This is a genomic window from Lacrimispora sp. YZC11 (assembly GCF_057543815.1).
Window position 1 is genome coordinate 525,590 of sequence record NZ_BAAJYQ010000020.1, and the last position, 17,418, is coordinate 543,007.

The 17,418-nt window shown below is 39.3% G+C and carries 14 protein-coding genes; 8 read left to right on the forward strand and 6 right to left on the reverse strand.

What is annotated here, in order from left to right:
* Positions 1-173: 173 nt before the first annotated feature.
* Positions 174-1,325 carry a Gfo/Idh/MocA family protein gene (locus AC27IJ_RS23940; protein WP_487151078.1) on the reverse strand — a complete coding sequence of 384 codons (1,152 nt, stop codon included), beginning with the start codon at positions 1,323-1,325 and terminating at the stop codon, positions 174-176.
* A 13-nt stretch (positions 1,326-1,338) separates the two neighbouring features.
* Positions 1,339-2,328, reverse strand: coding sequence for a sugar phosphate isomerase/epimerase family protein (locus AC27IJ_RS23945; protein ID WP_313153190.1), 990 nt, complete (start codon positions 2,326-2,328; stop codon positions 1,339-1,341).
* Between the two features lie 386 nt (positions 2,329-2,714).
* On the opposite strand from AC27IJ_RS23945, the gene AC27IJ_RS23950 reads away from it, so the two are divergent.
* Positions 2,715-3,965, forward strand: a complete 1,251-nt coding sequence (locus AC27IJ_RS23950; protein WP_487151080.1) for an oxidoreductase — start codon at positions 2,715-2,717, stop codon at positions 3,963-3,965.
* Positions 3,966-4,106: 141 nt separating this feature from the next.
* Here the strand turns inward: AC27IJ_RS23950 and AC27IJ_RS23955 are convergent, their stop codons facing one another.
* On the reverse strand, positions 4,107-4,976 hold the full coding sequence (locus AC27IJ_RS23955; protein ID WP_487151082.1) for a LuxR C-terminal-related transcriptional regulator: 870 nt from the start codon (positions 4,974-4,976) through the stop codon (positions 4,107-4,109).
* 372 nt (positions 4,977-5,348) lie between these two features.
* On the opposite strand from AC27IJ_RS23955, the gene AC27IJ_RS23960 reads away from it, so the two are divergent.
* From AC27IJ_RS23960 to AC27IJ_RS23975, 4 genes are all read left to right on the forward strand, one after another.
* Entirely contained in the window at positions 5,349-6,662 is a 1,314-nt protein-coding gene (locus AC27IJ_RS23960) for an FAD-binding oxidoreductase (protein WP_487151084.1), read from the forward strand.
* Positions 6,663-6,705: 43 nt separating this feature from the next.
* A complete protein-coding gene (locus tag AC27IJ_RS23965; protein ID WP_487151086.1) occupies positions 6,706-6,966 on the forward strand; it encodes a hypothetical protein in 261 nt (86 codons plus the stop codon).
* Positions 6,967-7,075: 109 nt separating this feature from the next.
* Positions 7,076-8,068 (forward strand): hypothetical protein, encoded by a 993-nt coding sequence (locus tag AC27IJ_RS23970; protein ID WP_487151088.1) that lies wholly within the window; start codon positions 7,076-7,078, stop codon positions 8,066-8,068.
* A 292-nt stretch (positions 8,069-8,360) separates the two neighbouring features.
* Positions 8,361-12,089: an SdrD B-like domain-containing protein gene (locus tag AC27IJ_RS23975; protein ID WP_487151090.1), complete on the forward strand. Its 3,729-nt coding sequence runs from the start codon at positions 8,361-8,363 to the stop codon at positions 12,087-12,089.
* A gap of 109 nt (positions 12,090-12,198) precedes the next feature.
* On the opposite strand, the gene AC27IJ_RS23980 is transcribed toward AC27IJ_RS23975, so the two are convergent.
* From AC27IJ_RS23980 to AC27IJ_RS23990, 3 genes are all read right to left on the reverse strand, one after another.
* Complete coding sequence (locus tag AC27IJ_RS23980) at positions 12,199-12,624, reverse strand: acyl-CoA thioesterase (RefSeq protein WP_312441218.1); 426 nt, start codon at positions 12,622-12,624, stop codon at positions 12,199-12,201.
* 32 nt (positions 12,625-12,656) lie between these two features.
* Positions 12,657-14,072, reverse strand: a complete 1,416-nt coding sequence (locus tag AC27IJ_RS23985) for a PQQ-dependent sugar dehydrogenase (RefSeq protein ID WP_487151092.1) — start codon at positions 14,070-14,072, stop codon at positions 12,657-12,659.
* 186 nt (positions 14,073-14,258) lie between these two features.
* Entirely contained in the window at positions 14,259-14,681 is a 423-nt protein-coding gene (locus AC27IJ_RS23990) for a MerR family transcriptional regulator (RefSeq protein ID WP_312441220.1), read from the reverse strand.
* 258 nt (positions 14,682-14,939) lie between these two features.
* Between AC27IJ_RS23990 and AC27IJ_RS23995 the strand changes: the two genes are divergently transcribed.
* From AC27IJ_RS23995 to AC27IJ_RS24005, 3 genes are all read left to right on the forward strand, one after another.
* Positions 14,940-15,566: a flavodoxin family protein gene (locus AC27IJ_RS23995; RefSeq protein WP_312441221.1), complete on the forward strand. Its 627-nt coding sequence runs from the start codon at positions 14,940-14,942 to the stop codon at positions 15,564-15,566.
* 334 nt (positions 15,567-15,900) lie between these two features.
* Positions 15,901-16,785 carry a VOC family protein gene (locus tag AC27IJ_RS24000; protein ID WP_487151095.1) on the forward strand — a complete coding sequence of 295 codons (885 nt, stop codon included), beginning with the start codon at positions 15,901-15,903 and terminating at the stop codon, positions 16,783-16,785.
* A 98-nt stretch (positions 16,786-16,883) separates the two neighbouring features.
* Positions 16,884-17,414, forward strand: a complete 531-nt coding sequence (locus AC27IJ_RS24005; protein ID WP_312441224.1) for a PadR family transcriptional regulator — start codon at positions 16,884-16,886, stop codon at positions 17,412-17,414.
* Positions 17,415-17,418 lie beyond the last annotated feature (4 nt).

A 17,418-nucleotide genomic window follows, 5' to 3' on the forward strand; every position in this document is an offset into this window, starting at 1 on the left:
CCTTTTTTCGTGAATAGCATGGGCGCAGTCTCGGGCAGGAAAGTGGGCTCATATACTATCTCAGGTTCAGAATTGTTAACTATATAATGATAGACAGTAAGAATCACTTAGCTCCCGAAATTCTTACTGTCTATCAATGCGATGAAATTAACTTTTTTTGGATCCAATTAAGATCAAATGATAAACCACGATGAATCATTTCCAGCACTTTCTACAACAGCATGGATAAACTTTACGCCTTCAACACCATCTTCAATTTTGGGAAAATCCAAATCTTCTGCTGTTAGTTTTTCTCCGTTAATAGTTTTTAAAATGGCACCAAGATACGTTTTGTAGACATTGGCGAAAGCTTCGTAATAGCCTTCAGGGTGTCCGCTAGGGATACGGTTCAGTTGGGCAGCTCTTCCGGTGATGTATCCTGTACCTCTTTCATAAATAGCTGACGGCTGTCCTTTTAACGTGACCTTTAGCTGATTCGGCTGTTCCTGCCTCCATTCAATGGAACCCTTGGTGCCGAAAATTCTTATCGTTAAGCCATTTGCATAGCCTACAGCCACCTGCGAACAGGAATAAACGCCGCTAGCGCCGTTATCAAACTCAACCAGCATGTTTGCGTTTAAATCCAAAGGCTGATTGAAATAATCCAGTTTGGCAGCGACACGTTTGATTCTTAAACCAGTCATATACGCTACGGTGTTTTCAATATGAGTTCCGATGTCCCCAACGCAATTGGATATACCCGCAATTTCAGGATCCGTCCTCCAACCAGATAATTTGGCCGTTTGAGAAGCATCACTGCCGATTGAATCTATAAGCCATTCCTGCAAATATTCCGCATTTACGTTGATGACCTTGCCGATGCCACCCTCTTTAATAAGTTGTTTTGCCTGCTTTACCATTCCATAACCGGAATAAGTGTATGTCACAGCAAATAACAATCCTCTTTCAAAGGCAATCTTTTTCAATTCCTCTGCTTGGCTGATTTCAGAGCAAAGTGGTTTTTCACAGACTACGTTAATATCGTGTAACAGAAACTCTTTTGCTATATCATAATGAGTTGAATTTGGTGTAACAACACACACAAAATCGATTTTATCTTTCCTTTGACTTTCCTTTTCAGCCATATCTTTATAATCTGCGTAAACCCTGTCTGTTGGTAAATGATAATAATCTCCTGTTTCCAGATTGTTTGACTTGTTTGAACTGAAGCACCCGGCAGTCAGCATTGCATTGACTTCGAAATTAATAGCATTTTTATGTACTCTGCCAATGAAAGAGTTTAGGCTCCCCCCTACCATACCATAACGGATGATATTGCGTTTCATAATATAACCCTCCTCAGCTTTTAAGCGCATCGTCAAATTTAACATTAGAAGGAGCAAAATCAACCTTTTTTACAAAGGCTGCGGCTTCTGCTCCGCCATATTCCCTTTCCATACCGCTATCTTCCCATTCTACCGATAAAGGGCCCTGATAGTTATATCGGTTTAAAACGCGAATTATTTCTTCAAAGTTTACATCTCCATGTCCCAATGAGCGGAAATTCCACCCTCTTCTTAAATCACCAAAATCAAAATGTGAGCCTAGCAAACCTGATTTTCCATCTAAAGTTACGGCTGCATCCTTCATATGCACATGGTAAACTTTATGAATGAAATCATTCAGGAAGATATGCGGCTTGATCCCCTGCCATATCAGGTGACTAGGGTCAAAATTGAGGCCGAATTCTTCACGGTCAGCAAATTTTTGGAGTATTTTTTCCGTGGTATAATAATCAAATGCGATTTCGCCGGGATGAACTTCCAAAGCAAACTTAATACCATTTTCTTTGAATACATCCAATATCGGAGTCCACAAGCGAACGATTTCGTCAAAGCCTTCTTCAACCATTGCATCTGTTGTTTGAGGGAAGGAATAAAGGTATTTCCATATGGGAGATCCTGTAAAGCCTGTAACAACCTTCGCACCTATATGTTTCGCCGCAATTGCACAATACTTCATCTCCTGAACGGCCCAGTTACGAATTTCCTCAGGTTTATTCCAATATTCTTTAGGAACAAAATTATTCAGTCTTACATCCGGCCCGTCTCCTACACATTGGCCGATGATATGTGCTCCGAGGGCTTCACATTTTAAATCATACTTTTTCAAAGTATCCAGGATGGATTGAACGTAACTTTCATCCGTTGCTGCTTTTGATGGATTTAAATGATTGCCCCAGCACGCTATTTCCAAGCCGTCATATCCCATTTGCTTCGCTTTCTGACACATAATGTCAAATTCCAAATCCGCCCACTGACCTGTGAATAATGTTACCATTCTGCGCATGATATAGCCTCCTTTAGATTATTAAATATTAAAAAGTTATATAACATAATGTTATAATACAAAATCGTGATTCGTAATTCCTGAAAAATACATGATTAATACTAATATAAACCTGGTATTGATCATGATCTTCCAGATGCTTTTACACATCAAAGGTTATGATACATAACTTAAAGGACCAGATAATTTCACGAAATTCTGCTTTTTAACTGGCTTAAAACCAGCTTATTCAATAATATAGTAAAACGGAAATTCATAAAAATACCAGGTTTCCATTAGTATTTTACAGGCGTTTTATAGGCGTTGTCCTTTTTCTCTTTTGGTTTAAACTATAATTGTCAGATGGATTCGATCCATCGAAAAAAAATCAAAAGGAGTGTTATAAAATGAGAGAGTTAAGTCCACTTTTTAAGCCCTTGAAGATTGGTAACAGAGTAGCTCCAAATCGTATCGTAATCAATGCTATGGAATGCTGCGATGCATTACCAAATGGTGATCCAAGTCCAGAAACTTATGCGCGTTATGAGAGATTGTTTGAAGGAAAAGCTGGTATTGTTGTTCTGGAAGCCATTACACCTCAGTACGATCACAGATCACGTAAAGATCAGCTTTCAATCAGAGAACATAATTTACCGGCATTGATGAAATTCGTTGCCCATTTGAAGAAAATCAACCCTGATACTATTTTATTGTTCCAGATCACACATTCAGGTGAGATAAGCAATCCGGAGTTTTCAACAAGAATACGTGTTACAAAAGAGCCGCTGCCAGGCTATGAGGATGCAAAGCTGGTTGGTGAAAAGGAAATCGATGAGGTAATCGATCAATATATACAGGGATCAAAATACGCTTATGAAGTTGGTGCTGATGGAGTAGACCTCAAGCTCTGTCATGGTTATTTGGGTTCTCAGATCCTTAGACCTTATAACAAAGAGAATTGGAAATATGGCGGCAGATGGGAAAACCGCAAACAGTTTGCAATTAATATTTATGACGGAGTACGAGCTGCTATTCCAGATCCGAACTTTGTATTAGGTTCAAAAATTTCTATTTATGAAGGATTCCCGGGCGGATTCGGTACATTGAATTCAGACAGCGCATGCATGGATCTGACAGAGCCAATAGATTTAATTAAAACATTGGAAGCTCATGGTGCAAACTTCATACTCCAGTCTGCAGGCTCCCCCTCCATCACTCTGGATTTGGCTCACCCTGACGTACGTACTCCTGACTATGCATACATACATTTTTATTTACAGAAGGCATGCCGTAATGCTCTGAGACCTGAAACCGCTGTAATAGGTTCCGGCTATTCAATATACAGAGATGGCAGAAAAGGCTTCCATGCAGTTAAAAAAGAAAAGAATACACTCCGTTTCTGGGGAGAAAAGAATATTAATGAGGGTGTTGTTGACGCTATAGCTATTGGACGTCAGTCTTATGCGGATCCATATCTCCCAACGAAGATGGAGAAAAATGACGATGCATCAATAAAATGGTGTACACTTTGCGACCACTGCGTAGAGATGCTGATTCAGCAGACCAAGGTAGGATGTGCGACTTTTGATAAGAAATATACGCAAGAGTATCTGAATATGATTCATACAAAAGGATCGATTAAAGAAAAGCATACTTAATTCCCGGAAGAGATGGTCTTATTGGTCAAAAATCATAATCATACAACCCCTTGCTTATCCGATATAATAACCAAGGGGTTGTATATTTGTATTTCTATAATAATAAAATCAATACGTTCCGCCTAATATTTTTCAATATAATTATAGATGAGTTTCCAGATACACCTGCAAATTTTCTTCACGTTTTAAATTTATTTTTTTTCTGATATTTGCACGGTGATAGTCAACAGCTTTCTTGGTGATATATAATCTATCTGCAATATCTTTACTTGGACAATTCTGCTTAATTAACGAAGCAACCTGCAATTCCCTGGGTGTTAACATGCTTACCTGTGAAGGCCGGGTTTTTGTCAGGGGTAAAATGATTTCATCAATAATACCACTTACCATATGAATATCTTCTTCTTTCACTACTTTTTTAAGATAATTTAAAGAGGGTTTTACATATCGTTCAATATTGTTGATAATAATTTTTTCAAATTCATCTCTGCTGTGTTCACGGTTTTTTAAGGCATCTATCAAGACATTCTTTTGTTGTTCCAGATCACGGAAGTTATCCTCGGCGATTTTGCGGAGTGTAATGTCACGGACATACTCTATAATTAGAACAACTTCATTGTCTCTGCTTAAAAGAGGAACCGCAAAAAGTTGCTGCCAACCGATATCTTTATTATCTAATTGGTATCGAACCACTTCCATTTGAGGCTGCTTTGTTTCCAGTACCATTATACAAGGACATACTTCGCATGGAGTATTAATGTTATGGAAACGTTGATAGCATTTTTCCATGTTTGATTCCGATTTGCTATAGTACCAATGTTTCATAACAGTATTAGCATATTTAATATTTAAAGTTGGATCTAATACGCTGATGCCATCCTGAATAATATCAATGATTAATCTAAATAATTCAGAGGAAGAAGATACCGAAGAAAAATCATCAGGAATATGATTGCTGTAAAGATTCGGAGTAAATACCCATTCGCTACTGTTTGTAGATTTTTCATTCATGGAAGCTTACCGCCTTTGTGAATTTTAAAAATAGTAAGTTTTTGAGTGAAAGATTTAAATAAGAATCAGTTATAAAATAAAACGGTAAGTTTTTTAAATTAATATATTAATTTCTCACATTATATCATAAGCCTCATAAAAATACTATATTTTTATCAATATCAAACAAAATAATAAATATAAAATTGCATTTTATTAGGAAAAATGTAAAAAAACATGGGAAGAAGATAGGCTAAGTTTTAGGCCGGCTTCTATGACCTACAGATTTATAATTATTATCCCTGTGGACCTTAAAATAATTATTAAAGTCAAAATAGAAGGCATATGTTATATATAATGAATAAAAAAGCTGTTTGGAGGCAAAGGACCAAAATGACGAAGCTTACTGGCCGAATTGTTTTCCCAGATGATCCATGTTATGAGATTGCCCGTAGGGATTATAACACGAGATTCTCAAAGTATCCCCTGGCTATTGTATTCTGCCAAGAGATCCAGGATGTTATTAATGCGGTAAAATGGACAAGAGAGAACTGTATTCCAATACGTGCCCGCAGTGGAGGGCACAGTTATGAAGCTTTTTCAATATTGAATGACGGAATTGTCATAGATGTAAGCGAAATGAACAAAGTCATTCTTGATGAAACGAATATGGAAGCAACGATCGGGGCCGGAGCTACCCTGCTGCCGATTTACGAATCCTTATGGGATAGGGGAGTTACTATTCCGGGAGGAACGTGCCCGACTGTTGGCATTGCCGGACTTACGCTAGGAGGGGGATTTGGCATGCTGACAAGAGAGATGGGCCTGCTTTGTGACAACTTAATAGCAGTCCGGATGGTTAATGCAAAGGGGGAAGTAGTATGCGCTGACCGATGCACGAATCCTGATCTTTTTTGGGCCTTCCGGGGAGGCGGGGGTGGAAACTTCGGGATAGTAACATCATTTGTTTTTAATGTTCATCCTATTTCAGATGTTGCTGTTTATGATATTACCTGGGATTGGTCGGATGCCAGAGAAGTCATTAAGGCATGGCAGGCCTGGGCACCGTTTGTTGATGAACGGCTGACATCAATTATAGACCTGTTTACCAAAGAAGATGGCCGTATTTCTTCAGCCGGTGAATTTTTAGGCAATGAAGATCAACTGAGATGCTTACTAAAACCATTAACTGCCGCAGGCAATCCAATTCAGATTGAAATTCAGACAATCCCATATATTGAAGCAGTAATAAAGTTTGATGGCGGGCTAGGTCCTCATAAGTTTAAAAACACGGGAGCTTTTGTATATCATAGTTTACCTGATGAGGCAATAGAAACCCTGCTTTGCTTTATGGAGACTTCCCCAAACAAAGATAACTCGGTTCAATTTCAAAGTCTGGGAGGGGCGGTCAGGGATATTCCTCCAGATGGAACGGCCTATTTCCATCGTGATGCAAACTATATCATGCAGTACATAACACGCTGGAAAGCTGATAATGAAAAAGAGCCAAATATACATTGGGTAGAAAGTCTCAGAAGAGCTATGTTAAAATTTGTGAATGGAACTTACGTCAATTGGCCTGATGTTTTTATAAAAGACTGGCCCAACGCATATTATGGTACCAATTATCAGGAACTTATGCGGATTAAATGCAAATACGACCCGGAGAATATATTCCACTTTAAGCAGAGTATTCGTCCAGACTAACAGAGGCTTGATTTTAGGCAGTTTCATTGGCTATTGAGATACCGTGAAAACGGTATCTCATTTTTTGCCTGGATATTTTAGGGCAAAAAGCTACTTGATTTATTCTTTAATCATGATGGCATTTATTTGGTGTGCGGAAGGAGAGCCTGCTATTAAAACAGATGAGGCAACAGATATTCGTTGGACGAAGATTGATGATATTGAAAATATAATAGAGGACTGCCCGGAAACGATATTTCCAATGGATATATTACCTCTGAAAAAATATATAAGGTACAGCGCCAACTGCCGGACAGAGCATTAACAAATAAAGATAGAAAGCTGAAAGAGATAATGATATAATATGAATTGTTTCATATACGCAGGATCCTATATATCAACAAAGTCTAACAGAACTGCCATCGGAGGTAAGAATGAATAAAAAAAAGATACTGTTCACAATTATCACAACCTCTCTCATTATTATAGGCTGTGGGAAAAATGATTCAACCAATAAACTGCAACAAAATGAGAAGCCGTCCTTGGAAGCTTCTACAGAAAATAGTGCAACGGCCGAATCTCAAGAAGAGAGTACACCCATAACAACAACTGCAGCGGCTACAACGGCTGCATCAACAAGTAATACAATTGACTATAAGCAATACCTTAAAAAGACATGGGTTAGAAATACAGATTTTGGTTTTCCTGACAATGGCGGAGTATCTATTATAATTTCAAAGATTGAGGATGGAAAGATACAAGGGGAGATCAGTGCAGTGGGCAAAGGCCCGGCATACAATATGGATAGCGCAGATTTTGAAGGAACTGTTATCAATGATACAGCAGAGTGCCAGCTTGTTAATGATTCGAGGGAAAATAAGGGAACCGTTGAACTTTTATTGAAACCTGATAATACCCTTGCTGCTACGATTACAATAACAGAGAGATCAGGAGATACAATCATGAGCCTTCCGGAAGGCACGTTTGAGTTTACTCCGTATAATCTTAAAAATATTAACGGCTTAGAGCTTATCAAAGATCAAACTTTTATGGTGGATTTAAATTCATGGGGCAATGTTAAATTCGTATCAGGAAAATTAACAGGTGGTAACCATATACCTGTAGTATTTTATTTAACCAATGAAAATGGAGATGTTCTTTATAATTTCTATGCAGCTCTTCCTTATAGCGTAGATGTTAAAGCAGTTTCATTTCAGGATGTAAATAAGGATGGACGGAAGGATATAATTATTATTGTTGAAGACAACTATGATGGGGCGTCTGGAGAACCTATAGCCACTGTTTACGTTCAAGGGGCTGATGGGTCGTTTACAAATGATAATGAGCTGGACCAGGAAATAAATGATTCCGGAAACAATAAAGATGTAGGTACCATAGCCAATTTCCTTTCAGGTAAATTCCAGTAGATAGTAGCAATGTCCACCGGAGAAGATAGGACATATTAAGGAAAGGATGCGCTTAAAGTAACTGAACCGTTTAGTCATTTATGGCAGCGAAAGGATTTTTAGTGGTATCAAATGAAATAGTCAAAAGTAAAGCTGAGAGAACTGTAAAAAGGTTCTCTTTTTTTTACCAAAACAAGGAGAATAAGACGTGAAGTATGAAAAGTTGGAGTAAGTACAAAAGGACGGGGATGTCACCAAAGAGAGCTTGGCAGAATATTATAGTATTACAGAATTCATATAAAGGAGTGATGATATGGCAACAGTATCAGGTCAAATTATATTTGATAGAAATAGAAGTGCTTCGATAGATGCTGGAGATTCTGGAATAGCGAATGTACCTGTCGTATTACAGAATACAACAACAGGTGTCAGGCTTGTAGTTCTTACGGATGCTGCAGGAAATTATGCATTTATTAATGTTCCAAATGGCAGCTATAGAATCGTAGAGGCGTTTGGTACTGCGGGGGGAGTACCAACACCAGGTAATTTTACCCTGGCAGTAGCAGGGCCAGTTCCTACAGCTGCAACACCCCCCATTAGTTTCGTCGCGAATCCACCCGCAGGGTCGACAAACTTGGATTGTTTAACACCTAACACAATATTAATAACAGTAACAGGAGCAGATATAACCAACCAAAATATACTAAATGGCCCAGTGATTTATACACCGATTACAACGATATTAGACCCATGTACAACTGTATCCAATACTAATCTTATTACAGATGCAGATAACGGAACGTTTGGATTCTTTCCGCCAGGGACACCAGCGAATACAGGACCTGCGGTCGCACCATATCCCAATGTTACACCAGATTTTACGTATGTAGTACCGGATCCAACTAAGTTTACACCAATTGATGGAGAATATACGGTACAAAATCTTATGACAGATGCAATGAGCAATGTTATAGGGGCTTGGTGGCGTATCGCTGACCATACGACAGGAAATGAAACCGGAAGAATGATGGTAGTAAATGGGTTTAACCCAGGAGCCGTATTTTTTAGGTCTACAGTACCGGTTACACCAAATACTAATTTTTTATTCAGCACATGGATTCTTAATCTTTTTAAAGTAACAGGCTTTCCGCCAGCACAGTTAGGTGTCAGAATCCTGGATCAAAACGGTAATGTACTGTTTCAGCAAGCATTAGGAGTTGAGATTCCAGTTAATATAAACGCACCAGAGTGGAAACAAATAGGAACTGTCATTAATTCTATGAATAACACTCAAATTACAGTAGAATTCTTCAGTGAAGGAGAAGCTGTTGTAGGGAACGATTATGCAATTGATGATGTGGCTTTACAGGAAATCTTAGTACCAATATTTACCCCAGTTAAATCAAGCAGCACGTTTACTGCAAATGTGGGCGATATCGTAACGTATACAGTTAAATTAACAAATACGTGTACCAGTCCTCTGACTAATGTATTTTTTAGGGATAATGTACCAAATGGTTTATTATTCATACCTGGAAGTGTAACGGTTAATGGAGTTCCTGAGCTGGGAGTTGATCCTAATATAGGTTTTCCGCTGCCGGATATTCCAGGTGGATCCGTCACGGAAGTGACGTTTCAGGTAAGAGTTGAAGGCATTCCGAATCCGAATCCTGCTATAAATACAGCAACTATCGATTACTCATATACACCTGTTGAGGGTGGCATACCAGGTAACTTTTCAGAAGAATCCAACCCAGTTCCTCTTATGGTTGAAGAATTACCAGGCGAAGCAGACATTGCTGTAGTAAAGCAAAGTGATAATCAGACTGCAGTCCCAGGGCAGTTGTTCACCTATACAATTATAGTTTCAAATTTTGGCCCAGCCGATGCAGAAAGTGTCCTTCTAACGGATAGTATTCCTACTAGTATACTCAATCCACAGTTTTCAATAGATGACGGAGTAACTTTCCAACCATGGACCGGAAGCCTTAACTTAGGAACAATAGAGGCAGGAGGGGTAAGAATTGTTCTTATTAGGGGAACTGTGAGCCCAACAGCAACAGGCGTCATTACGAACACAGCAACGGTCAGCTCACCTACACCAGATCCAAATCCAGATAATAATACTTCAACCTTAGAGACTCCGGTAGCAGTCGTCGAAGCAGACGTTGCTGTAGTTAAGCAAAGTAATCAGGTAATTGCAGTCCCAGGAGAGCCGTTTAGCTATACGATAACAGTTAATAATTTTGGCCCAAGTGCAGCAGAAAATGTACTTTTAATGGATAGTATCCCTAGTTCTATCCTTAATCCAATGTACTCAATCGATGGAGGAGTAACATTTAATCCATGGCCAGGATTTCTTAGCTTAGGAACTTTACCGGCAGGAGCAGAAAGGATTATCATAATTAAAGGAACTGTAAGCCCAGACGCAACAGGCGTGATTTCCAATACAGCAATCGTTAGCTCCACGACACCAGATCCAAATCCAGAGAATAATACTTCAACGTTAGAAATCCCAGTATCAGCTGTCGAGGCAGACGTTGCTGTAGAAAAACAAAGTAATCAGGCAGTTGCTATACCGGGAGAGCCATTTAGCTATACAATTATAGTTAATAACTTTGGTCCGAATGCTGCAGAGAATGTTCTTCTAATGGACAGTATACCAAGCTCTATTCTTAATCCAATGTACTCAATCGATGGAGGAGTAACATTTAATCCATGGCCGGGATTTCTTAATTTAGGAACATTACCGGCAGGAGCAGAAAGAGTTATCATAATAAGAGGAACTGTAAGCCCTGACGCAACAGGCGTGATTTCCAATACAGCAATCGTTAGCTCCACGACACCAGATCCAAATCCGGAGAATAACACTTCAACGCTAGAAACTCCAGTATCAGCTGTCGAAGCAGATATTGCTGTAGAAAAACAAAGCAATCAGGCGATTGCGATACCAGGAGAGCCGCTTAGCTATACAATTGTAGTGAATAACTTTGGTCCAAATGCTGCAGAGGATGTTCTTTTGATGGATAGTATACCAAGTTCTATTCTTAATCCAGAGTACTCAATCGATGGAGGAGTAACATTTAATCCATGGCCAGGATTTCTTAATTTAGGAACATTACCGGCAGGAGCGGAAAGAATTATAGTAATAAGAGGAACTGTAAGCCCAACGGCAGCAGGCATTATTATAAATACAGCAACCGTCAGCTCCCCTACACCAGACCCAAATCCGGAGAACAACACTTCAACGACAGAGACGCCAATATTAGCTCCTGCACGGGCTGATGTTTCAATTACAAAAACTGCAAGCCCCAATCCAGTGGCTCCAGGTGAAATGATAACCTTCACTCTTGTAGTATCCAATGCAGGACCAAATACTGCAGAAAATGTGATTGTAAATGATAATATCTCAGCAAGCATTACAGAACCGATATTTTCAGTCGATGGAGGGGCAACCTTTAATCCATGGCTGGGCTCCCTTAATATAGGGGCATTGCCGGCTGGAGAATCAAGAACAATTATCATTAGAGGTACAGTAGCAGAATCAGCTTCAGGCTGTATTAATAATACGGCAATTGCAATCTCAGCAACGCCGGATCCTAATCTGTTTAACAACGTATCATCAATATGTGTAGCAGTAGCGGCAGCTGAAGAAACAGAAGCAGACGTTTCTGTGAAGAAATTTGCAAATAAGAAAGAGGCTTGCCGCGGAGAATTGGTGGAGTTTACAATCGTGGTATCAAATGCAGGCCCAGCAGATGCTCTGAATGTCGTTTTAACAGATAGCTTGGCAAACATTCTTAAAAAGCCGGTGTATTCACTGGATGATGGTTTTGCTTTCCAGCCATGGCCTGGAAGTATTAACTTAGGCACAATACCAGCAGGCACATCAAGAGTCGTTCTTATAAAAGGATGTATACGGCAAACATGTTCTTGTAAAATAATTAATACAGCACAAGTCAGTTCAACAACACCAGATCCAGATCTTGACAATAATACCGCGACAGCTTGTGTTCAAATTATAAAATGTTGTGACGATTGATCTTGCTGGTCTTCCTGTTAAGATTCAGTGGATAAGATAAGTTTATACCGTCAACCGTTGAATTACGGTTGGCGGTATTTTTATGCTCAACATTTAAGCCATATCAAACTTATTCTGATTCACAGAGAGAAGTAAATAAATCATATAAATCAGGCAGAGACTTTTTTAAAGAAACCGGGCGCTTCCTGTTTGCATCATAATAGCAATGTGTGCTTTCCCCGATTGTCCTTAATTTGCCGGTGGCTGCATCCGTCATTTGATACTGGACAGTCATTTTAGAAACAGAGAGGGCTGAAATCGAGACCTGAATGTTAACAGTTTCACCAAATCGGACCATAGATTTGTATTCGCAGGAAATACTTAATAGTGCAAAATCGATTCCAGTGCTGACTGCGCGATCATAGCTGAAGCCAATTTGATCCATAAAATCCACCCGTGCTTCTTCCATCCAGTGAATATAGTTGGCATGGTGTATAATCCCCATTTGGTCGGTTTCATAATAATGGGTTTTTCTGGTATATGGCTTGATAATCATAAGTATCTCTCCTTCTTATTGGTATTTAATATTCATGGAATAATTTCAAAAATAGTACCCTGGTTTAAATCAGTTACTTTCATAGACCCATAGACCCCTAAATATAGCCTGGTTTGATCCAGATTCGTTCCCAAGCCAACAAAATAGGCTGATTTAGAACCAAAATCATAATCAGTTTCAATAACACTAAAATCCTGGAGTTCACAACCTGCTTTTACCGTGGTATAAGCTAAAGCCCCTCTGACAGGCGGCGGAGAGTCTTCGTTCCTGGCAAGATCAGTAAACACAATGCTTCCCGTTAAATCGGGGATTTCATTTCCCATGTATGGCTGGACTCCTGTAAGCGCAGTTGCCCCAAATTTATCGGGCCGTGGATCTTGATGAAAATAACTGATGAGTGGCGGTAAGCGCTTTACCGATGTTGTTATTGTTTCATCGTAATAAGCAATTATTTTCTCATTTAAAGCCGGGTTAGCTGAGCAGTTACTTATAATTGAAGTAGGGAGAGCACCCTCCCAGCTACGCCAGCCAAAGTTAACAAATCCTTCTTGATCAGGCTGGGGATTCATCATAGAAGATTGGATAAGCTTGGTAACCGGTATGGGTTTATAATCAACAAATGAAAAAATCGACTCTACCAGATCCTGTCCCACATTGCCTGCATATTTGATATATTGATCGTTAAACCTTTGAAATGAAATGCCTGTTATATTGCGGACTCCTTTGGCAATAACCGTAAGCGTATCCTGAAAGGGTACAGGAAGCTCTTGAAAGCGTGTGATAACGGGCGGATTATCATTAAATGTATTCTCCCCCACGTCAATTTCTATTATTTTACCGGCAATTTCCATATCATCCTGGCTTAAATTAAATGGATCGTAGCCTGCGCCGCCATCTCCGGTTGTTAAAACAAGCTTTCCTGTTTCTGGTGAAAAGTTTAAGCTGTTGACACCATTATGATTTAGGAATGGCCGTCTTATACTAAGTAATGTACGGCGTTTTTGAGGTTGGGAATTGGATTGTAAGATCCACTCTTCAACGGTATCAATGTGATTATACTGCGTTTCTCTATTTGTCCACTTTAAGTTTAAGGTTGCAGGGTCGCATGGGTCAGGCTTAAAAAATGAAGGAAGAGCACCTGGACCTTGCGTTCCGGCAACTGAGTAATGAAGGTAAAACAGGCCATTCTTATAAAAGTCGGGATGAAATGCTAATCCCAGTAATCCACGTTCATCATACCCGCCGGAAGAACCCCCCAGTTCTAAAATTCTAGGGCGGATATCTAAAAAAGTTTCTATAGCTCCGTCTCCTATGTAAAAGATTTCTCCGATTTGGGTTGCAATAAATAATCGTTCTGCCTTGTCACCCGGAAGTATGGCTGTTTTTAAAACAGTGGGTAAATTTATATTACCTACTAATGGCTGTAAATGAACCTTAACTTTTACCAATGTGCTAACCCCATTCTAATCTTTTTATTAATAAAATATGATTAGAATTAATATAATAGTACAAGATTTTACATCAAGGAATCCCCGCTTCATGTATCATCTTTTTGGATTTTCAAAGGCTTGAGGAATCTATAAAACGGTTCCGGCGAAAAACAATGAAAAGACGATGGTGAGCCTAAATGCAGACTAAAATTCTGATTCATCACCCGTATATTCGCAGCAGGTTGGAATAGGTGAGTTCGTATCATAGGCCTGGCAGGCATCATGGTAATAATCCAGCTTTCGGTCAATCGAACAAAGATGTTTTTTTAAATCATCGATTTGCTTTAAAATGTCTTCTTTATGATTTTCTAACATATCGTTACGGGTATGAAGGGTTTGGTTGCCTTCATTTTGCCAGTCTGTAAATTGCTTTATTTTCTTAATAGGCATACCGGTATTCTTAAGACAGCATATAAGCGAGAGCATTTCCATATCATCCTTTGTAAAAATGCGGCTGCCTGATTTATCCCTTTTCACGTTAGATAACAGCCCTTCACGGTCATAGTATCTTAATGTGTATATTGTTAAATTCATTTTTTTAGCAGCTTGTGCTATGGTATAGTTCACGTTTATCACCTCAAATAGTTTTTATATATTATACTGCTTACACTTAGCTCTAGGTCAAGGATAATAATGAAAAATATAGAATCTGTCATATTATAATTTCCTTTTCTTCGATAATTATAATAGACTATGTTAAATCTAAGTCTGGAGTGATTATAAAAATTGTCGAATAATGTAATAATAATTTTTATTTATACTATTGACCTACATCTAAGTGTAGGGTCTATACTTTCCGTATAGTAAAGAAAGGAGTGTGGATTTATGAAAGTGATAGCAATTAATGGCAGTCCACGTAAAAACGGTAATACAGATCAGGCACTCAAGATAATGACAGATGAGTTGGAGCAGCAGGGGATAGAAGTTGAGATCATTCAAATAGGTCATCTAGATATCCACGGGTGCATTCACTGCGGATACTGTTGGACTTCCGAAGGAAATCACTGTGTTTTCAAAAATGACATTGTTAATGAGACTGCAAAAAAGATGCGGGAGGCAGACGGTTTCATCCTTGGATCCCCAACATATTATGCAGGAATAGCAGGAACAATGAAGGCCTTTCTGGATAGGGTATTTTTCACAAGCTCAGGTTATTTCAAATATAAAGTTGCAACTTCCATTTCAGTTGTAAGACGCGCAGGCGGTGTAGATGTAGTACATCAGCTTAATAACTATCTTAACTTAGCCCAGACCGTTATGCCGCCGTCCCAATACTGGACAGTAGCATACGGTATGGATAAAGGGGAAATTATTAAGGACGAGGAAGGAATCCAGACTATCCGCAAAAATGCCAGATCAATGGCCTGGCTGCTAAAGATCATTGATGCAGAAAAAGAGAATATACCTGCTCCTGTAGAAGAAGACCATGTTATGACTAATTTCATACGATAATAAATCGAATTGGCTCAGCTTGGTCTGTGCTGGATTATTCAGAAGGGAATCATTCCATTTGACTTTGAAATCAGTGTGCATTCCTTGAAAAAGGACTGCACTCTATTTTAAAAATATAATGGGATAATTGTAATATGTGATACGGTATGATAGCATTAATGAAACGGATACAATGAAAGGTTGCCTGCGAAAATGTCTTTTATGGCAAAGGTATTTTTGGATTACCTTTATGAAGAAGGAGCATTATGCTCTTGGTAGTGAAAAAGGCGCATTCATTCGTAGAAATCGTTTATAATATGCGTCAGCCAGATAAAAATTTTAGGAGGTCAGCACTATGCAGAAAATAATTCCACATTTATGGTACGACAAAGAAGCCATTGAGGCAGCCAAATGGTATGTAGAGCTTTTTGAGGACTCAGGGATCATTCATACCGGCACACTCACCGATACTCCGTCAGGTGATGCGCAAACCGTTGATTTTAAGCTTGCCGGTATGAGATTTTCTGCTATTAGCGCCGGGCCTTATTTTTCCTTTAACCCTTCCATTTCTCTTATGGTTGCCTGCGGCAGCCCAGAGGAGGTTGACATACTGCATTCCAGTTTATCGGCCGGAGGAACAGAACTTATGCCATTGGGAGAGTATCCATTCAGCAAGCGGTATGCCTGGATCCAGGACAAATATGGTCTTAGCTGGCAGATCATGCTGGTTGAGGATATGAAAGAGCATCAGAGAATCAGACCAACCCTGCTGTTTTCGGAAAGTGTATGCGGCAGTGCGGAAGAAGCCCTGAATTATTACCTTTCCGTATTTGATGGATCCTCAAAAGGGTATGTAAACTATTATCAGGCGGGAGAGGCTATGGATAATAGGGCAAAAATAAACTATAGTGAACTGAATATCCAGGGAAACCAGATTATCGCCATGGATCATGGACAAGGCGGGGATGTTACGTTTAATGAAGCATTTTCTTTTATGATCCCTTGTGCAGACCAGACGGAAATCGATTATTTCTGGGATAAGCTTTCCTTTGTTCCCGAGGCCGAGCAATGCGGCTGGGTGAAGGACCAGTTTGGCTTATCATGGCAGATCGTGCCTGAGAACATGGAGGATATTTTGACAAACGGAACCCAGGAAGAAGTGAAACGAATTACAGAGGCATTTCTGAAGATGAAAAAGCTGGATATTGCTGTCCTTGAAAAGGCGCGGTTAGGGAAATAGGAAAAAAGCCATTCTCAATATTATTCTTGACAATTAGTCAGTGCTGAGTATAATTATAGTCAGTACTGACTAATTAATTGTTTGGAAAGGTGAATTTTATGATCCCTCTTTATATTCTTGGATTACTTCAAAGATTCGGCCCGCAGCACGGCTATCAGATTAAAAAGATCATTGCAGAGCAGCTATCCGATTTTACACAGATCAAGCTGCCGACGATTTATTATCATCTGGAAAAGATGGAAACAGATGATCTGCTTTCTGCAAACAGGGAAAAGCCGGGGGGCAGGCCGGAAAAAACGATTTATACGATTACGGATAAAGGAATGGTGGCATTTAAGAAAATGATCGCCGGACTGGTTGAATTTGAATACCGGCCGACGTTTCCTTCAGACGGTGTATTTTACTTCTCTGATTACATTGAAAATACAGAGATTTTAAGCCATTTAACTGCTTATATCCATAAGCTTAATACAGCAATATCCAATATTGAAAAACATAGGGAAGAGACCATGCATTTTGTGCCTGAAGAGGACCGGACAATGGTAAATATTATATTTAGCCATCATGAACACCATTACCGGGCGGAGCTGGACTGGGCGGAAGAATCGTTTAATCGTTTGAGTTTATAGGGGG